Genomic DNA, 16,972 nt, shown 5'->3' with positions numbered 1-16,972 from the left:
AGGACACCGCCCTTTCACGGCGGTAACAGGGGTTCGAGTCCCCTAGGGGACGCCACGATTTCTCGCTCTGCGAGACCAAGGGTCATTCGATTATTGAATGGCCCTTTTGTTTTTTTAGGGTTTCAATTCTCGAGCCCTCGTTCTGGTCGTCCGACCGTCCCGCAGGCTGAGTCATGCTGCAGTCCTTCGCATCCTCCCTTGCATTCATTCTCTTTGCTTGCCATCGCGCATGATGCAGATAATATTACTGCCATCATCCCGGAGGCGGACATGAACGATAAAAAGGCACAAACCCGCGAGCGCATCCTGACTGCCGCCAGCATGGCGTTGATCGCACGCGGTCCGGTGGAACCCAGCGTCAATGAAATCATGGGCGCAGCCGGATTGACCGTGGGTGGCTTCTACGCCCACTTCGACAGCAAGGAAGCGATGATGCTGGAGGCCTTCAATCACTTGCTCGCCGAACGCCGGGAGATGGTCGCCAGTATCGACGATCAGTTGCCGGGAGCCGAGCGCCGCGCCTTGCTTGCGGCATTTTACCTGTCGCGCAAACACCGCGACGCCGAAGACCACGCATGTCCGTTGCCCACCGCGATCGGTGAAATGGCGCGTTTGTCGGACGATTTTCGCGGGGCGCTGGCCGAGCATGTCGAGTTGATGATCGCGCAGTTGGCATCCAGCCCCGAAGAAACCGACAAGACCCTGGCCGACATCGCCCTGATGCTGGGCGGCCTGGCGCTGGCTCGCGCTTTGGGGCCCTGCGAGCTGTCCGACCGCGTCCTGCGGGCTGCGAAGTCGGCCATGCTCTAAGCCGGAACGGACATCGCGCTTCATCGCCCGACGCTTTTCGTTACACTGTGCGAACACCCTCAGTCTGAGAGGTGATGCCCGGCGTTTCCCGCTGAAAGCCGGTCCTACAGTTCGAACGCGAATGAAACCACGAGGGCAGGAACGAGCATGGTCTGGGATCTGGCAACGCCATTCGTCATCGATTTGCACGTCAGTGAGGACGACATCGATGGCTTGGGGCACGCCAACAATGCGGTGTACGTCACCTGGCTTGAACGATGTGCCTGGCGTCATTCCCAGCATCTGGGTCTGGATCTGACCGAATACCGGCGACTGGACAGGGCCATGGCGGTGGTGCGGCACGAGATCGATTACCTTGCCAGTGCTTATCACGATGAGGAGTTGCAGCTGGCAACCTGGATCGTCGACTGGGATCAGCGCCTGAAAATGACTCGACGTTTCCAGCTCAAACGCCCGGGCGATGGTGTGACCCTGCTGCGTGCGCAGACCACCTTCGTGTGCATCGAGCTGTCGACCGGCAAGCCCAAGCGGATGCCGATTGAGTTCATCGACGGTTACGCACCGGCGTTGCAGATGGCGACCTCCTGATACCCGGTAGGGCTTGCCCGTTTCCATTACAGCGGCCACTGCGTAAACTGCCGGACTTTTTTCCGAGTGTGATCCATGCAAATTGCTCTGGCGCCCATGGAAGGCCTGGTCGACGATATTCTGCGCGATGTGCTGACTCAGGTGGGCGGCATCGACTGGTGCGTGACCGAATTCATCCGGGTGACCGAGCGTCTGCTGCCGGCGCATTACTTCCACAAGTTCGCTTCCGAACTGCTGACCGACGCCAAGACCCGCGCCGGCGTGCCGTTGCGTGTGCAGTTGCTGGGCTCCGATCCAGTGTGCCTGGCGGAAAACGCCGCCTTCGCCGCTGAGCTGGGGGCGCCGGTGATCGACCTCAACTTCGGCTGCCCGGCCAAGACCGTCAACAAGTCGCGGGGCGGGGCTGTGCTGTTGAAGGAGCCCGAGCTGCTGCATTCGATCCTCAGCCATGTGCGCCGTGCCGTGCCCGCACACATTCCCGTCACCGCGAAGATGCGCCTGGGCTACGACAGCACCGAACCGGCGCTCGATTGCGCCCGGGCGCTGGAAGCCGGTGGCGCGGAGCACATCGTGGTGCACGCCCGGACCAAGGTCGACGGCTACAAGCCGCCCGCGCACTGGGAGTGGATCGGCAAGATTCAGGACGTGGTCAGAATCCCGATCATCGCCAACGGCGAAATCTGGACGGTCGACGACTGGCGCCGTTGCCGGGAGATCTGCGGCGCGCGCGACATCATGATCGGCCGTGGCCTGGTGGCGCGGCCCGACCTGGGCCGGCAGATTGCCGCTGCGCAAGCCGGGCGCGACGTGGTGGCGATGACCTGGCAAGAACTGCAGCCATTGCTGCGCGAGTTCTGGTTGCAGGCGATGGCCAAGATGACCCGTGTTCAGGCGCCCGGGCGCCTCAAGCAATGGGTGGTGCTGCTGACCAAAAGCTACCCCGAAGCCGTCGTGTTGTTCGACGCATTGCGGCGGGAAACCGATTGCGAGCGCATCAGCCGGATGCTCGGCATCGTCGAGCAGGAAGTGGCCTGAAAAATTTTTCATAGCGACTCTTGAAACAGAAGTGACTGTCCTTATCTAGGGATTACGCGATGCCGAAGTCGGGTCGCGGAGACAACCACTTGCTGATTTATCAGGAGATTCACATGACTACCGCATTTTCCCTGGCTCCACTGTTCCGCTCTTCCGTTGGCTTCGACCGTTTCAACGATCTGTTCGAATCGGCAGCCCGTAACGAGTCGGCCAGCAGCTACCCTCCCTACAACGTCGAGAAACACGCAGATGACCAATACCGCATCGTCATCGCGGCTGCGGGTTTCCAGGAAGAAGACCTGGAGTTGCAGGTCGAGAAGGGCGTGCTGACGGTGACCGGCAGCAAGCGTGAAAAGGCCGCTGAAGGCGTGACCTTCCTGCACCAGGGCATTGCCCAGCGTGCGTTCAAGCTGTCGTTCCGTCTGGCCGATCACATCGAAGTGAAAGACGCCGCGCTGGCAAACGGCTTGCTGAACATCGATCTGCTGCGTCTGGTGCCGGAAGAAGCCAAGCCTAAGCGCATTCAGATCAACGGTCAGAAAGCGCTGGCTCATTGATCCATCCAGCCAGACAAGAGGCGCCCTCCGGGGCGCCTTTTTTATTGGATGAATCATCGGCACGTCCTCGGGCGTTCCGGGTGTCCATTTCAAGTGCCGCTGTCCGGCGCAAGCCTCAGCCCTGGCTTTCCTGGACACGCAGCAATGCCTCGAACCCATCGGCACTCAAGGGCTCGCTGAACAGATAGCCTTGATACAGATGGCAGTCGAGCTGAGCCAGAAAGTCCAGCTGTTCCTGCTTTTCCACCCCCTCGGCAATGATCGTCAGGTTCAGGCTGGCCGCCATGGCGACGATCGCCCTCACGATTTCCGCATCGTTGGGGTCGCTGGTGGCGTCGCGCACGAAGGACTGATCGATCTTCAGTGCGTCCACGGGCAGGCGTTTGAGGTAGGTCAGCGACGAATAGCCGGTGCCGAAATCGTCCATCGCGAAACTGATGCCGATCTGCCGCAGTTGCAGCATCTTGGCGATGGTGTCTTCCAGGTTCTGAATCACGATGCCTTCGGTGATTTCCAGTTTCAGCATGCGCGTGGGCAGGCCCCAACCCTGCAGGCAACGCTGGATGCGCTGGACGAAATCGGTCTGGCGAAATTGTCTCGGGCTGATGTTGACGCACAGGCTGAAATCTTCGCCGTCGATCAGGCCCTTGCCGAGCAATTCGCTGCCGGTCCTGCAGGCCTGCTCGAGAATCCAGTTGCCGACGTCGAGGATCATGCCGCTTTCTTCCATGATCTGAATGAACTGGTCTGGCGGCAGCTGACCCAGGCCCGGACGCTGCCAGCGCAGTAGCGCTTCGGCGCCGACAATGCGGTTGCCGCGGGTGTCGACTTGCGGTTGGTAACTGAGGCTGAATTCTCCGCGGCTGAGAGCCTGGCGCAGATCGTTTTCCATACGCAGCCGCTCGCTGGCGGCCACCTGCATGGTGTCGTGAAACATTTGCGTGGTGTTGCGTCCCGAATCCTTGGCCCGGTACAGCGCGATGTCTGCACGCTTGAGCAGATCGGCCGGCGTAGAGCCGTGATCGGGAATCAGCGCAACGCCGATGCTGGGCGTGACTTGCAGCCGATGCCCGTCGAGGAACATCGGTTCGGCGAGCAGCTCGCGCAGTGTGTCGGTGAGTGCGTTGACCTGATCGACCACCTGCTCACGTGAGCCCTCAAGGCCGCTGATCAGGACCACGAACTCGTCCCCGCCCAGTCGCGCGACGGTGTCTTCCAGCCGCACGCTCGCTTCCAGCCTGGCCGTGACGATCTTCAGGACGCTGTCGCCGACCGGATGGCCGAGCGAGTCGTTGATGTGCTTGAAATGATCCAGATCGAGGAACAGCAGAGCGCCGCGCAGATCATGCCGCTTGAGCAGGACGATCTGCTGGCTGAGCCGGTCCATCAGCAGCGCGCGGTTCGGCAGGTTGGTCAGTGAGTCGTGGTACGCCAGATGTTGAATCTGCGCCTGCGCGTTTTTCAACTGGCTGATGTCTCGCGCGGTGATCAGCAGGCAGGCGGCGCCGTTGAGCATCAGCGGCACGATGGACACGTCGACGGTGAGCAGGTCGCCGTTCTTGCCACGCGCCAGCAACTCCCGGTTTTGCACCGTGCCGCGCTCTTCCATTTCCTGAATCAGCCGGGTGCGCTGGGTGATGTCGGCCAGAATCCCGGACCGGTAGACAGAGCGGCCCATCACGTCGCTGCTGGTGTAGCCGGTCAGTCGGCAGAAGCCATCGTTGACTTCCAGGTAATGGCCGGTGGCCTGCTCGGTGATGATGATAGCGTCCGGACTTGAGTGAAACGCCTTGGCGAACTTCTCCTCGCTGGCCTTCAACGCCGCTTCGGCGTGCTTGCGCTCGGTGTTGTCGATGAACGTGCTGAGCAGGTACATGCCGTCGCTCAGCTCGATTGTCTGCGTGTACAGCGTGCCATCGTGGATGCTTCCGTCGCGTGCACGCCACTGGCTCTCCAGGCTGGCGGGCTGATCGGTCAGGATCGTCCTTTCGAGTGCCAGCTGGCGCTGTCGCAAATCGATCCATAGCCCGATGTCGACCGTGGTGCGGCCCGCGCAATCAATCATCGGCCAGCCGAAGATCAGTTCGAAATGGCGATTGGCGTTGCAGATCAGGCCGTCTTCGAAACGGGTCAGCAGCACCACGTTAGGGCTGAGATTGAACAGCGTCGCAAAGTGTTTTTCCGACTCCTTTGCGGTCAAGGCCAGGCCAGTGAGCTCAATCGAGGGGCTGTCTGCGGTTATGGGCATGTGATCACGAGCCTTCAAAGAGTGAAGCCGGTATGTCGATCAGTGAACTGCACCCGCTCAGACGGTTTGCGCCTGTGCATCCAGCAACGCCATGAACGCCCGGGCGGCGTTCGACAGCGTGCGTTCTGTGTGGACAATGTAGCCTAGCTGGCGGCGCAGCTGTATGCCCGGCAGCGGAATGCGCGTGACCTGTTCGTCGAGCATGGTTCTGGGCAATACGCTCCAGGCCAGCCCGATCGACACCATCATCTTGATCGTCTCCATATAGTTGGTGCTCATCGCGATGTTCGGCTTGAGCCCCTGTGCTTCGCACAGGTCGCTGACGATGTGATGGGTGAAGGTGTTGCCGCCCGGAAACACCGCCGGGTAGCTGGCAATGTCCGCCAGGGTCACCGACGCAGTGCTGGCCAGTGGATGCTCTGGCGCGGCGACAAAGTCCAGCGGATCATCCCAGACCATCACTGCCTTGATCAGCGAGTGCGGCTCGGGCGCGAGGGTGATGACGGCCAGTTCCGCGCGACCGTGGAGGATTTCCTCGTAGGCCACTTCCGAATCAAGAAACTGGATGTCCAGCGCCACATCCGGATAGGTCCGCGTAAACGCCCTTAACAAAGAAGGCAGCCGGTGCAAGCCGATGTGGTGGCTGGTGGCCAGAGTCAGCCGGCCGGTGACCTCTCCCGTGAGGTTGGTCAGCGCGCGACGCGTGTCGTCCAGCACATTGAGGATCTGATAAGCCCGTGGCAGCAAGGCGCGACCGGCCTCGGTCAGGCTGACCTCGCGACCCAGCCGGTCGAACAGGCGCACATCAAGTTGTTGTTCAAGGCCCGCGATACGTTTGCTGACAGCAGGCTGTGTCAGGTGCAAGCGCTCGCCCGCGGCAGAGAAGCTGCCGGTCTCGGCGATCGCGATAAAGGCGTTGAGGTTCGCCAGGTCCATCTCGAATTCCTGTTGGTTATCCAAAGCATGAAAAATATGAATTTGAGTTATTTAAGCATATTCCATAGCATCTCCCCCACAAGCCAAAGGGTTTTAGGGCATCGCCGTGATGTCGCAGCCCAGGGCATAGAAACAAGCTGATGAGGAAACCGTCTGATGGCCGGCAAAACGCTTTACGACAAGCTCTGGGATTCGCATTTGGTCAAGCAGCGCGACGATGGCTCGGCGCTGCTTTATATCGATCGTCACATCATTCACGAAGTGACCTCGCCACAGGCGTTCGAGGGCTTGCGCCTGGCGGGCCGCAAACCATGGCGTATCGACGCCAACGTCGCCACCGTTGACCACAACGTGCCGACCACGCCTGACCGCAAGGACGGCGTGGATGCCATCGTCGATCAGGTATCACGCCTGCAGGTCAAGACGCTGGACGACAACTGCGATGAGTACGGCATCACCGAATTCAAGATGAACGACGTGCGCCAGGGGATCGTTCACGTCATCGGTCCGGAGCAGGGCGCAACCTTGCCGGGCATGACCGTCGTCTGCGGCGACTCGCACACCTCGACCCACGGCGCCTTCGGCGCGCTGGCACACGGCATCGGCACCTCTGAAGTCGAGCACGTGCTCGCGACGCAGTGTCTGGTCGCCAAGAAAATGAAAAACATGCTGGTGAAAGTCGAGGGCAAGCTGCCGTTCGGCGTCACGGCCAAAGACATCGTGCTGGCGATCATCGGCAAGATCGGCACCGCTGGCGGTAACGGTCACGCCATCGAGTTCGCTGGCAGCGCGATCCGCGACCTGTCCATCGAAGGCCGCATGACCATCTGCAACATGTCTATCGAAGCGGGCGCCCGCGTGGGTCTGGTGGCGACCGACGAGAAGACCGTTGCCTACGTCAAGGGCCGTCCATTCGCACCGAAAGGCGAGCAGTGGGACCTGGCGGTCGAAGCCTGGAAAGATCTGGTGTCCGACGCCGACGCCGTGTTCGACACCGTCGTCGAGCTCGACGCCGCTCAGATCAAACCGCAGGTCAGCTGGGGCACGTCGCCGGAAATGGTCCTGGCCGTCGATCAGAATGTTCCCGATCCTGCGAAGGAAGCCGATCTGGTCAAGCGTGGCTCCATCGAGCGCGCACTGAAGTACATGGGGCTGCAGGCCAATCAGGCGATCACCGACATTCAGCTCGATCGCGTCTTCATCGGCTCCTGCACCAACTCGCGGATCGAAGACCTGCGCGCGGCTGCCGAGATCGCCAAAGGCCGCAAAGTGGCGTCGACGATCAAGCAGGCAATGGTGGTGCCGGGCTCGGGGCTGGTCAAGGAACAGGCCGAGAAGGAAGGTCTGGACAAGATCTTCATCGAAGCCGGTTTCGAATGGCGTGAGCCAGGTTGCTCGATGTGTCTGGCGATGAACCCGGACCGGCTGGAAAGCGGCGAGCATTGCGCGTCGACGTCCAACCGCAACTTCGAAGGCCGTCAGGGTGCCGGTGGTCGTACTCACTTGGTCAGCCCGGCGATGGCGGCGGCGGCAGCCGTGAACGGCCGTTTTGTCGATGTCCGCACCATGAGCCAGCAATAAGGAGCCTCCCATGAAGCCTTTTACTCAACACACCGGCCTGGTCGCTCCGCTGGATCGCGCCAACGTCGACACCGACCAGATCATTCCCAAGCAGTTTCTGAAGTCGATCCGCCGTACCGGTTTCGGCCCTAACCTGTTCGACGAGTGGCGCTACCTGGACGTCGGCCAGCCTTATCAGGACAACTCCAAGCGTCCGCTGAACCCTGACTTCGTGCTCAACGCCGAGCGTTATCAGGGCGCCAGCGTCTTGCTGGCCCGCGAGAATTTCGGCTGCGGCTCGAGCCGCGAGCACGCCCCGTGGGCGCTGGAGGAGTACGGTTTTCGCAGTATCATCGCGCCGAGCTACGCTGACATCTTCTTCAACAACAGCTTCAAGAACGGCCTGTTGCCGATCATCCTGAGCGAAAGCGATGTGGACGATCTGTTCAAGGTGGTCGAAGCCAATCCAGGTTATCAGCTGAACGTCGACCTGCAGGCGCAGACCGTGACCCGCGAAGATGGCAAGGTGTACAGCTTCGAGATCGACGCGTTCCGCAAGCATTGCCTGCTCAACGGCCTGGACGACATCGGCCTGACGCTGGTCGATGGCGAGGCGATTTCGGCGTTCGAGAGCAAGCACCGCGCAAGCCAGCCGTGGTTGTTCCGATAGAAGCAGCGACAAGTTTTCAGCGACAAGCGGCAGGTTGGGACGCGGCGCAGCTTCTTCTGACAGCTTGCCGCCTGAAACTTGCAGCTCCCGAGTCGGCCTCGCTCTAGAGGCCGACCGCAATTTTGAAACGAGGGTTCTATGAGCAAGCAGATTCTGGTTCTCCCAGGTGATGGCATTGGTCCGGAAATCATGACCGAAGCGGTCAAGGTGCTGGAGCTGGCCAATGAGAAGTATCAGCTGGGTTTCGAGTTGAGCCACGACGTCATCGGCGGTGCGGCCATCGACAAGCACGGTGTTCCGCTGGCCGATGTAACGCTGGATCGCGCCCGCGTGGCCGACGCCGTGCTGCTGGGCGCGGTGGGCGGTCCGAAGTGGGACGCCATCGAGCGTGATATCCGTCCGGAACGTGGCCTGCTGAAAATCCGCTCTCAGCTGGGTCTGTTCGCCAACCTGCGTCCTGCCATTCTGTATCCGCAACTGGCCGATGCGTCGAGCCTCAAGCCTGAGATCGTCGCGGGCCTGGACATCCTCATCGTTCGCGAGCTGACCGGCGGTATCTATTTCGGTGCACCGCGTGGCACCCGCGAGTTGGAAAACGGCGAGCGTCAGTCTTACGATACCTTGCCTTACAGCGAGAGCGAGATCCGTCGCATTGCGCGCGTCGGTTTCGACATGGCGCGGGTGCGCGGCAAGAAGCTCTGTTCGGTGGACAAGGCCAACGTACTGGCGTCTAGCCAGCTGTGGCGCGAAGTGGTCGAGCAGGTTGCCAAGGATTATCCGGACGTCGAGCTGAGCCACATGTACGTCGACAACGCCGCGATGCAGCTGGTCCGCGCACCCAAGCAGTTTGACGTGATGGTCACCGACAATATGTTCGGCGACATTCTGTCCGACGAAGCGTCGATGCTCACCGGCTCCATCGGCATGCTGCCGTCGGCATCGCTGGATTCGAACAACAAGGGCATGTACGAGCCTTGCCACGGTTCGGCGCCCGACATCGCCGGCAAAGGCGTGGCCAACCCGCTGGCGACCATCCTGTCGGTGTCGATGATGCTGCGTTACAGCTTCAATCAGCACACGGCGGCCGATGCCATCGAGAAGGCCGTGAGCCTGGTCCTCGATCAGGGTCTGCGCACCGGTGATATCTGGTCTGAAGGCACTGTCAGGGTCGGTACACAGGAAATGGGCGACGCCGTAGTCGCCGCGCTGCGCAATCTGTAATATCTCGGGCCCGTGACTGCAATGTCGAGCCTGCCGGCTCCGTGCAGAAAGGGCCCCACTTTTAATTAAGGTGTAGTTGCGATGAAACGTGTAGGTCTGGTCGGTTGGCGCGGTATGGTTGGTTCCGTGCTCATGCAGCGTATGCTGGAAGAGCAGGATTTCGATCTCATTGAGCCGGTTTTTTTCACCACCTCCAACGTCGGTGGACAAGGTCCATCGGTGGGCAAGGATGTTGCGCCGTTGAAAGATGCCTACAGCATCGACGAGCTCAAGACCCTGGACGTGGTACTGACCTGTCAGGGCGGCGACTACACCAACGAGGTTTTCCCCAAGCTGCGTGAGGCGGGCTGGCAGGGCTACTGGATCGACGCCGCTTCGGCCCTGCGCATGCAGGACGATGCCGTGATCATCCTCGATCCGGTCAACCGCAAGGTCATCGACCAGCAGCTGGACGCCGGCACCAAGAACTACATCGGCGGCAACTGCACTGTCAGCCTGATGCTGATGGGCCTGGGCGGGCTGTTCGAAGCCGGTCTGGTCGAGTGGATGAACGTCATGACGTATCAGGCGGCGTCTGGCGCCGGCGCGCAGAACATGCGTGAACTGATCAAGCAGATGGGCACCATCAACGCCTCGGTCGCCGATGAACTGGCCAATCCCGCCAGCGCTATTCTGGACATCGACCGCAAGGTCGCCGAAGCCATGCGCAGCGACAGCTTCCCGACCGAGAACTTCGGCGTGCCGCTGGCCGGCAGCCTGATCCCATGGATCGACAAAGAATTGCCGAACGGTCAGAGCCGCGAAGAGTGGAAAGGTCAGGCCGAGACCAACAAGATCCTCGGTCGCTTCAAGAGCCCGATCCCGGTCGACGGCATCTGCGTGCGCATCGGCGCCATGCGCTGCCACAGCCAGGCGCTGACCATCAAGCTGAACAAAGACGTTCCGATCGCCGACATCGAAGGCATGATCAGCCAGCACAACCCGTGGGTGAAACTGGTGCCGAACAACCGTGAGGCGAGCATTCAGGAACTGAGCCCGACGTCGGTGACCGGCACCTTGAACATTCCGGTCGGCCGCCTGCGCAAGCTGAACATGGGCTCGCAGTACCTGGGCGCGTTCACTGTAGGCGATCAGCTGCTGTGGGGCGCCGCCGAGCCGCTGCGCCGCATGCTGCGGATCCTGCTGGAGCGTTGATCCGGCCTGCGTGCCAGACGTAAAAAACCGCCTCTCGGGGCGGTTTTTTTTGGCGTTTGCAAAAGTCTTGAACGCGCTGCCTGCGTGGCCGCGTGTCAGGCCTGCTGCTGTGGCGGATCATCCTTGCGGCGGTGGAAACGCGTGCCGTGCTTCCAGTTCTCGCCCAGCCGGATGCCGGGCGCCTCGATGTAACGATGGGTCAGCATCGAGACAACGACCACCGCGACCACCACCAGCAGCATCAACAGGTTGTCGTTCAGAGCGCTGCCGGTGCTCAGGTAACGCAGCAGGGTCCCTGGCGCTTCTCCGGGTCTGTCGACCAGCAGTGCAAAACCGCCGAACTTCCCGGCGACGGTCAGGCCGGTTGCCAGTACGAAAATCACGGCGGTGTGGGTCAGGTAGATCGACAGCCAGAGCCTGCCCAGTGCCGGAAACACTCGCAGCTTGAGCAGTTGCGAAACGATCCCGGCCTCATGGGCAAAGATCAGGATCGCGACGCAGAACAGCAACCCCAGCTCGATCGTCAACGGCGGCTCGGCGTCGCTCATCACCCAGCCGATGCTCGCCAGAATCGCCACTTCCAGCACGCTGGCGACGATCGGGCCCGGCGTCGAGTGCAACCGCGCATAAATCCGGTACGTCATCGCCCCGGCGAAGAAGCACGCGGTGCCCCAGAGCACGTTGCGCGGAATCGCGCCAAAGTCCTCGAACAACGCCACGAACGCCAGCAGGCCGAGCAACGCGAACACCTTGCGGGCGATGCCGGGCAGTGCATAGGCGATCACGCCGAACACCATCCACAGATAAAACTGAACGCTGATGAGCCAGGACGGGTAGTTGAACGACAAGGCGTTGAACCCCGGCCACCAAGCCTGTATCAGCAGCAGGTTGGGCAAGATCTCGCTGGGCGCCCGGTCGCCGCTGAACGCTGGAAAGCTGAGCGACAGACCGCGGCGCTCAAGCAGCAGTTTCAGACATTCGAATCCGATGAAGAACAGCAGCACCGCCACGTGCAACGGCAGCACGCGGCAGACGCGCGAGATCACGAATTCATGCAACAGCCGTGGGGTTTTAAAGGAGGCCACGTAGTGGCGATAAATCAGAAAGCCACTCAGCGCGAAGAAAAAGCCTGCGAACTGGCTGGCGTTCCGGAAAAACGCAAGCTCGCTGATGCTCCGTTCAATGTGTGAGTGGTGGACGATCAGCGCCAGTGCGCAGAGCCCGAGAAAGCTGTCGAGCACGAGGAATCGCTTCATCGTACGGGTCCTTATGTAGATGAGTATCAGGAATGTCGGGCAGTGGGCGGCACAGGCACGTCACGCGTGGCGCGCGAGAAGAGTCATATGGGCAGGGTGATGACCGCTTTTCGCTCTGATGGCGAATGCGCGGCAGGTTGTTCCAGAGAGGCTGAACGCCGATGTATTTGCGTGGCATCGACCGGCGTGCGCGGCACTGGCGCCGGTGATGGCGATTCGCAGGATCGCTACCGCCAGCAAATGATGCTGTGACTGAAAAGCGGGGCGCTCCGAGTATGCCTCAGCCCGGGGCGCAGAGGCCAGACATGAACGCCTGCGAAGGAGCGCGCTCGTCCGATAGCGTCTCCCACAATATGGGATCATCATTTATATATTGAGATATGGTAGAGCTCAGGTTTATAGTTCGTCTCGCATTCACTCATTAATAACAATCAGGTGAAGCCATGCAGGCGCAATTGATCGCGCTCGACTGGGGAACGACTTCCCTTCGTGCGTATAGACTCGGCGAACACGGCCGGGTTCTGGAACACCGCTCGCTCACGGCGGGCATCATGCAACTGCCTTCGACCCCTCGCAGCATTGCCGGGCAACAGGTCAGTGACGGTTTCGAACTGGCATTCGATGAGGCCTGTGGCGACTGGCTGGACGCCGACCCCACGCTTCCGGTGATTGCCTGCGGCATGGTCGGCAGTGCCCAGGGCTGGCGCGAAGCGGCGTATCAGCAAACCCCGGCCAGCGTCGCGGCGCTCAGTTCGGCGCTGGTGACGGTCCGCAGCGTACGCGGCACCGACGTGCACATCATTCCCGGCGTGCTGCAACGCTCCGAGCTGCCCAACGTCATGCGCGGCGAAGAAACTCAAGTGCTCGGCGTGCTCGACGCACTGCCGCCCGGCGATGCCGCCAGCCCCCTGTTGATCGGCTTGCCTGGCAGCCACTCCAAGTGGGTGAGGGCGCAGGATGGCCGCATCGTGCATTTCGACACCTTCATGACCGGCGAGGTCTACGCCGCGCTGTCCAGTCACACCATTCTCGGGCGCACCCTGCAGCGGGGCGACGGCTTTGACGCTGCCGCCTTCGATCGCGGCGTCGGCGTCGCCTTTTCTTCCGTCGGCGCGGCCGGTCCGCTGTCGACCATCTTCAGCTGCCGGACCCTCGGACTCACCGGGGCACTGTCTGGCGCGGCGCAATCCGATTACTTGTCCGGCCTGTTGATCGGTCACGAGATCGCGGCCCTCGCGCAACTTTTGCGCCAGGACGAGGCTCCATTGCCAGCGGTCATCCTGATCGGCAGCGATGCGTTGCTGGCCCGTTATCAGCGTGCGCTCGATGCCGGCGGTTTCCCGCAGATCACGCTGGCCGAACAGGCCACCGAGCGCGGTCTCTGGCAGGTCGCGGTGCAGGCCGGTCTGATCCCATCCCTTTCGGCGGCCGCTGCCCGGCCCCTTCACGTAGAGAACTGACATGCTCAAGCAAGCCCTCGTGCAAAACGGCCTGGTTGCGATTCTGCGCGGCCTGCGCCCCGAAGAAGCACCCGCCATCGGCGACGTCCTGTACACGGCCGGTTTTCGGGTCATTGAAGTGCCGCTCAATTCCCCGCAGCCGTACGACAGCATCCGCCTTCTGCGTCAGAGCCTGCCCGCCGATTGCCTGATCGGCGCCGGGACTGTGCTGACCCCCGAGCAAGTCCAGCACGTCAAGGAAGCCGGCGGGCAGGTCATCGTCATGCCCCACAGCGATCCGAAAGTGCTGCGCGCGGCCAAGGAGCACGGTCTGTTTCTGTCGCCAGGCGTGGCCACGCCGACCGAAGCGTTCGCTGCGCTGGCGGAAGGCGCCGACGTCCTGAAAATGTTCCCGGCCGAGCAGATGGGCCCTGCGGTGGTGAAGGCCTGGCTGGCCGTCCTGCCGGCGGGGACCGCGCTGATTCCGGTGGGCGGGATCACGCCTGACAACATGAAAGTGTTCCTCGACGCCGGCGTGTCGGGCTTCGGGCTGGGCTCTGGTCTCTTCAAGCCAGGCCTCAGCGCCGAGCAAGTCGCCGAGCGTGCCAAGGCCTACGTCGCCGCCTGGAACCAGCACAAGCCTGCGAACAACCTTTGAATCGAGCGCTTGTCGCGCCGCCGAACAAGCGTCATTGAATAAGAGAGGCCCTTATGAAAATCACCAAACTCACGACCTTCATCGTTCCGCCGCGCTGGTGCTTCCTGAAAGTCGAAACCGATCAGGGTGTGACCGGCTGGGGCGAACCCGTGGTCGAAGGACGTGCGCACACCGTGGCCGCCGCCGTCGAAGAGCTGTCCGACTATCTGATCGGCAAGGATCCGCGCAATATCGAAGACATCTGGACCGTGCTGTATCGCGGCGGCTTCTACCGCGGCGGCGCCGTTCACATGAGTGCGCTGGCCGGTATCGATCAGGCACTGTGGGACATCAAGGGCAAGGCGCTGGGTGTTTCGGTCAGCGATTTGCTGGGTGGTCAGGTGCGCGACAAGATCCGCGTGTATTCGTGGATCGGCGGCGATCGTCCTGCCGACACCGCCCGTGCGGCCAAAGAGGCCGTTTCCCGTGGGTTCACCGCGGTCAAGATGAACGGCACCGAAGAGCTGCAGTTCCTCGACACTTTCGAGAAAGTCGACCTGGCGCTGGCCAACGTTGCCGCCGTGCGTGACGCCGTCGGCCCGAACGTCGGCATCGGCGTGGATTTCCATGGCCGTGTGCACAAGCCGATGGCCAAGGTGCTGATGAAGGAGCTCGATCCCTACAAGCTGATGTTCATTGAGGAGCCGGTACTCAGCGAGAACTACGAAGCGCTCAAGGAACTGGCGCCACTGACCAGCACGCCGATTGCACTGGGTGAGCGTCTGTTCTCGCGCTGGGATTTCAAGCGCGTGCTGAGCGAGGGCTACGTCGACATCATCCAGCCGGACGCGTCCCATGCCGGCGGCATCACCGAAACCCGCAAGATCGCCAACATGGCCGAGGCCTATGACGTCGCGCTGGCCCTGCACTGTCCGCTGGGGCCGATCGCGCTGGCGGCCTGCCTGCAACTGGATGCCGCCTGCTACAACGCGTTCATTCAGGAACAGAGCCTGGGTATTCATTACAACGAGAGCAACGATTTGCTCGACTACATCAAGAACCCGGAAGTCTTCGACTACGACAAGGGCATGGTCAAAATCCCCAACGGACCGGGCCTCGGCATCGAGATCAACGAGGAGTACGTCAAAGAGCGCGCGGCCATCGGCCACCGCTGGCGCAACCCGATCTGGCGCCATGCCGACGGCAGTTTTGCCGAGTGGTGATTGACTGAGGTCAACCCTGATACCGGGTTGACCTCATTCGTGAGCACGCTCACGCCCAGAGACTTTGTGTCGTGCTCAAAAGGGGGCACACCCGGAACCCTGTGGCAGAGCGCTTGCTCACGAAGGCTCATTGATCGTTTCCGCGCAGCGCGTGCAAGCATCAACTGCGCAGTCACGATGCGTCATACACGCAAAACAATTCCAGACCTCAGACAACCATAAAAAGAGGCACTTCCCATGCGCACACAGACGTTGCCAGAAGCGGGGACGCTTGCCGTCACACCGACCCGTAAACGCTTTTTCATCATGGTCCTGCTGTTCATTACGGTGGTGATCAACTATCTGGACCGCAGCAACCTGTCCATCGCCGCGCCCGCACTGACCAGCGAGCTGGGCATCGATCCAGTGCACGTCGGCCTGGTGTTTTCGGCCTTCGGCTGGACCTACGCGGCCATGCAACTGCCCGGTGGCTGGCTGGTCGATCGCGTTCCGCCGCGTATTCTCTACACCGTGGCGCTGGCCCTGTGGTCGGTGGCGACGATATTCCTGGGCTTTGTCGGCAGCTTCATCGGCCTGTTCGTGCTGCGCTTGGCGGTCGGTGCGCTGGAGGCTCCGGCGTACCCGATCAACAGCCGGGTGGTCACTGCCTGGTTCCCGGAGAAGGAGCGCGCAACCGCCGTCGGCTTCTACACCTCCGGGCAGTTCGTCGGCCTGGCATTTCTGACTCCGGTGCTGGCCTGGCTGCAGACTCGATACGGCTGGCACATGGTCTTCGTTGCCACCGGCGGCGTCGGTGTCGTCTGGGCTGCAATCTGGTACATGGTCTACCGCGAACCGCGCGACTTCAAAGGCGTCAATCAGGGCGAGATCGATCTGATCAAAGAGGGCGGCGGTCTGGTGGATATCCAGAACGACGCCGGCAACGTCAAGCGCGGCTTCAGCTGGATGGACCTGGGCATCGTCCTGAGCAAGCGCAAGCTGTGGGGCATTTACCTGGGACAGTTCTGCCTGAACTCGACGCTGTGGTTCTTCCTTACCTGGTTCCCGACCTATCTGGTCAAATACCGTGGCATGGACTTCATCAAGTCGGGGCTGCTGGCGTCACTGCCGTTCCTGGCGGCGTTCGTCGGCGTGTTGTGCTCCGGGTTCTTCTCCGACTGGCTGATCCGTCGCGGTCACACCGTAGGTTTCGCGCGCAAGCTGCCGATCATCGCCGGACTGCTGATCTCCACCTCGATCATCGGCGCCAACTACGTCGACTCCACACCGCTGGTCATTGCATTCCTGGCGCTGGCATTCTTCGGCAACGGACTGGCCTCGATCACCTGGTCGCTGGTGTCCACATTGGCTCCGGCGCGCCTGCTGGGCCTGACCGGCGGCACGTTCAACCTGATCGGCAACCTCGCCGCCATTGCCACGCCGATCGTCATCGGCTTCCTGGCGTCGGGCGAATCCTTTGCGCCGGCCATCACCTACATCGCCGTGCTCGCACTGCTGGGCGCGTTGTCCTACATTCTGCTGGTGGGCAAGGTCGAGCGCATCGAGCTCTAAGGCTGGCAGGCGACGAAGCTGGCGACGATAATGCCGCCAGCTTTCTG

General features: G+C 61.6%; 14 protein-coding genes and 1 pseudogene. 12 read left to right on the top strand and 3 right to left on the bottom strand.

Annotation, left to right across the window (positions count from 1 at the left end; genetic code table 11):
- Positions 1–270: 270 nt before the first annotated feature.
- The 4 genes from QRN36_RS22700 (at position 271) to QRN36_RS22685 (ending at position 2,990) form a co-directional block, all read left to right on the top strand.
- The gene (locus QRN36_RS22700; protein ID WP_285426110.1) at positions 271–810 is read left to right on the top strand and encodes a TetR/AcrR family transcriptional regulator; all 540 of its coding nucleotides are present in this window, start codon (positions 271–273) and stop codon (positions 808–810) included.
- 147 nt (positions 811–957) lie between these two features.
- Positions 958–1,398, top strand: a complete 441-nt coding sequence (locus QRN36_RS22695) for a thioesterase family protein (RefSeq protein WP_285426109.1) — start codon at positions 958–960, stop codon at positions 1,396–1,398.
- A 75-nt stretch (positions 1,399–1,473) separates the two neighbouring features.
- On the top strand, positions 1,474–2,433 hold the full coding sequence (locus tag QRN36_RS22690; protein ID WP_285426108.1) for a tRNA-dihydrouridine synthase: 960 nt from the start codon (positions 1,474–1,476) through the stop codon (positions 2,431–2,433).
- A 113-nt stretch (positions 2,434–2,546) separates the two neighbouring features.
- Positions 2,547–2,990, top strand: a complete 444-nt coding sequence (locus QRN36_RS22685) for an Hsp20 family protein (protein ID WP_285426107.1) — start codon at positions 2,547–2,549, stop codon at positions 2,988–2,990.
- A gap of 115 nt (positions 2,991–3,105) precedes the next feature.
- Here the strand turns inward: QRN36_RS22685 and QRN36_RS22680 are convergent.
- Together QRN36_RS22680 and QRN36_RS22675 are read right to left on the bottom strand one after the other, a co-directional pair.
- Positions 3,106–5,190: pseudogene (locus QRN36_RS22680) on the bottom strand (putative bifunctional diguanylate cyclase/phosphodiesterase); the annotation flags it as partial.
- Positions 5,191–5,295: 105 nt separating this feature from the next.
- Positions 5,296–6,174 (bottom strand): LysR family transcriptional regulator, encoded by an 879-nt coding sequence (locus tag QRN36_RS22675; RefSeq protein ID WP_285426106.1) that lies wholly within the window; start codon positions 6,172–6,174, stop codon positions 5,296–5,298.
- A gap of 156 nt (positions 6,175–6,330) precedes the next feature.
- Here QRN36_RS22675 and leuC point away from each other — a divergent pair, with 156 nt between their 5' ends.
- From leuC to asd, 4 genes are all read left to right on the top strand, one after another.
- Positions 6,331–7,755 (top strand): 3-isopropylmalate dehydratase large subunit, encoded by a 1,425-nt coding sequence (leuC, locus tag QRN36_RS22670; RefSeq protein WP_285426105.1) that lies wholly within the window; start codon positions 6,331–6,333, stop codon positions 7,753–7,755.
- 10 nt (positions 7,756–7,765) lie between these two features.
- Complete coding sequence (leuD, locus tag QRN36_RS22665) at positions 7,766–8,404, top strand: 3-isopropylmalate dehydratase small subunit (RefSeq protein ID WP_285426104.1); 639 nt, start codon at positions 7,766–7,768, stop codon at positions 8,402–8,404.
- A 138-nt stretch (positions 8,405–8,542) separates the two neighbouring features.
- Positions 8,543–9,625 carry a 3-isopropylmalate dehydrogenase gene (gene leuB / locus QRN36_RS22660; RefSeq protein WP_285426103.1) on the top strand — a complete coding sequence of 361 codons (1,083 nt, stop codon included), beginning with the start codon at positions 8,543–8,545 and terminating at the stop codon, positions 9,623–9,625.
- An 81-nt stretch (positions 9,626–9,706) separates the two neighbouring features.
- Positions 9,707–10,819, top strand: a complete 1,113-nt coding sequence (gene asd / locus QRN36_RS22655; protein ID WP_285426102.1) for an aspartate-semialdehyde dehydrogenase — start codon at positions 9,707–9,709, stop codon at positions 10,817–10,819.
- 95 nt (positions 10,820–10,914) lie between these two features.
- Here the strand turns inward: asd and QRN36_RS22650 are convergent, their stop codons facing one another.
- A complete protein-coding gene (locus tag QRN36_RS22650) occupies positions 10,915–12,075 on the bottom strand; it encodes an acyltransferase (protein WP_285426101.1) in 1,161 nt (386 codons plus the stop codon).
- 443 nt (positions 12,076–12,518) lie between these two features.
- Here QRN36_RS22650 and QRN36_RS22645 point away from each other — a divergent pair, with 443 nt between their 5' ends.
- From QRN36_RS22645 to QRN36_RS22630, 4 genes are all read left to right on the top strand, one after another.
- On the top strand, positions 12,519–13,535 hold the full coding sequence (locus QRN36_RS22645) for a 2-dehydro-3-deoxygalactonokinase (protein WP_285426100.1): 1,017 nt from the start codon (positions 12,519–12,521) through the stop codon (positions 13,533–13,535).
- 1 nt (position 13,536) lies between these two features.
- Positions 13,537–14,172 carry a 2-dehydro-3-deoxy-6-phosphogalactonate aldolase gene (locus tag QRN36_RS22640; protein ID WP_093459240.1) on the top strand — a complete coding sequence of 212 codons (636 nt, stop codon included), beginning with the start codon at positions 13,537–13,539 and terminating at the stop codon, positions 14,170–14,172.
- Positions 14,173–14,225: 53 nt separating this feature from the next.
- Positions 14,226–15,374 carry a galactonate dehydratase gene (dgoD, locus tag QRN36_RS22635; protein WP_093459239.1) on the top strand — a complete coding sequence of 383 codons (1,149 nt, stop codon included), beginning with the start codon at positions 14,226–14,228 and terminating at the stop codon, positions 15,372–15,374.
- Between the two features lie 237 nt (positions 15,375–15,611).
- Complete coding sequence (locus tag QRN36_RS22630; RefSeq protein ID WP_285426099.1) at positions 15,612–16,925, top strand: MFS transporter; 1,314 nt, start codon at positions 15,612–15,614, stop codon at positions 16,923–16,925.
- Positions 16,926–16,972 lie beyond the last annotated feature (47 nt).

Origin of the sequence: Pseudomonas sp. efr-133-TYG-103a (assembly GCF_030209235.1) — a bacterium.
In the GTDB taxonomy this organism is placed as follows: Bacteria; Pseudomonadota; Gammaproteobacteria; order Pseudomonadales; family Pseudomonadaceae; genus Aquipseudomonas.
Note: the sequence above shows the minus strand (reverse complement) of the source record. Positions and strands in the feature narration are given on the sequence as shown.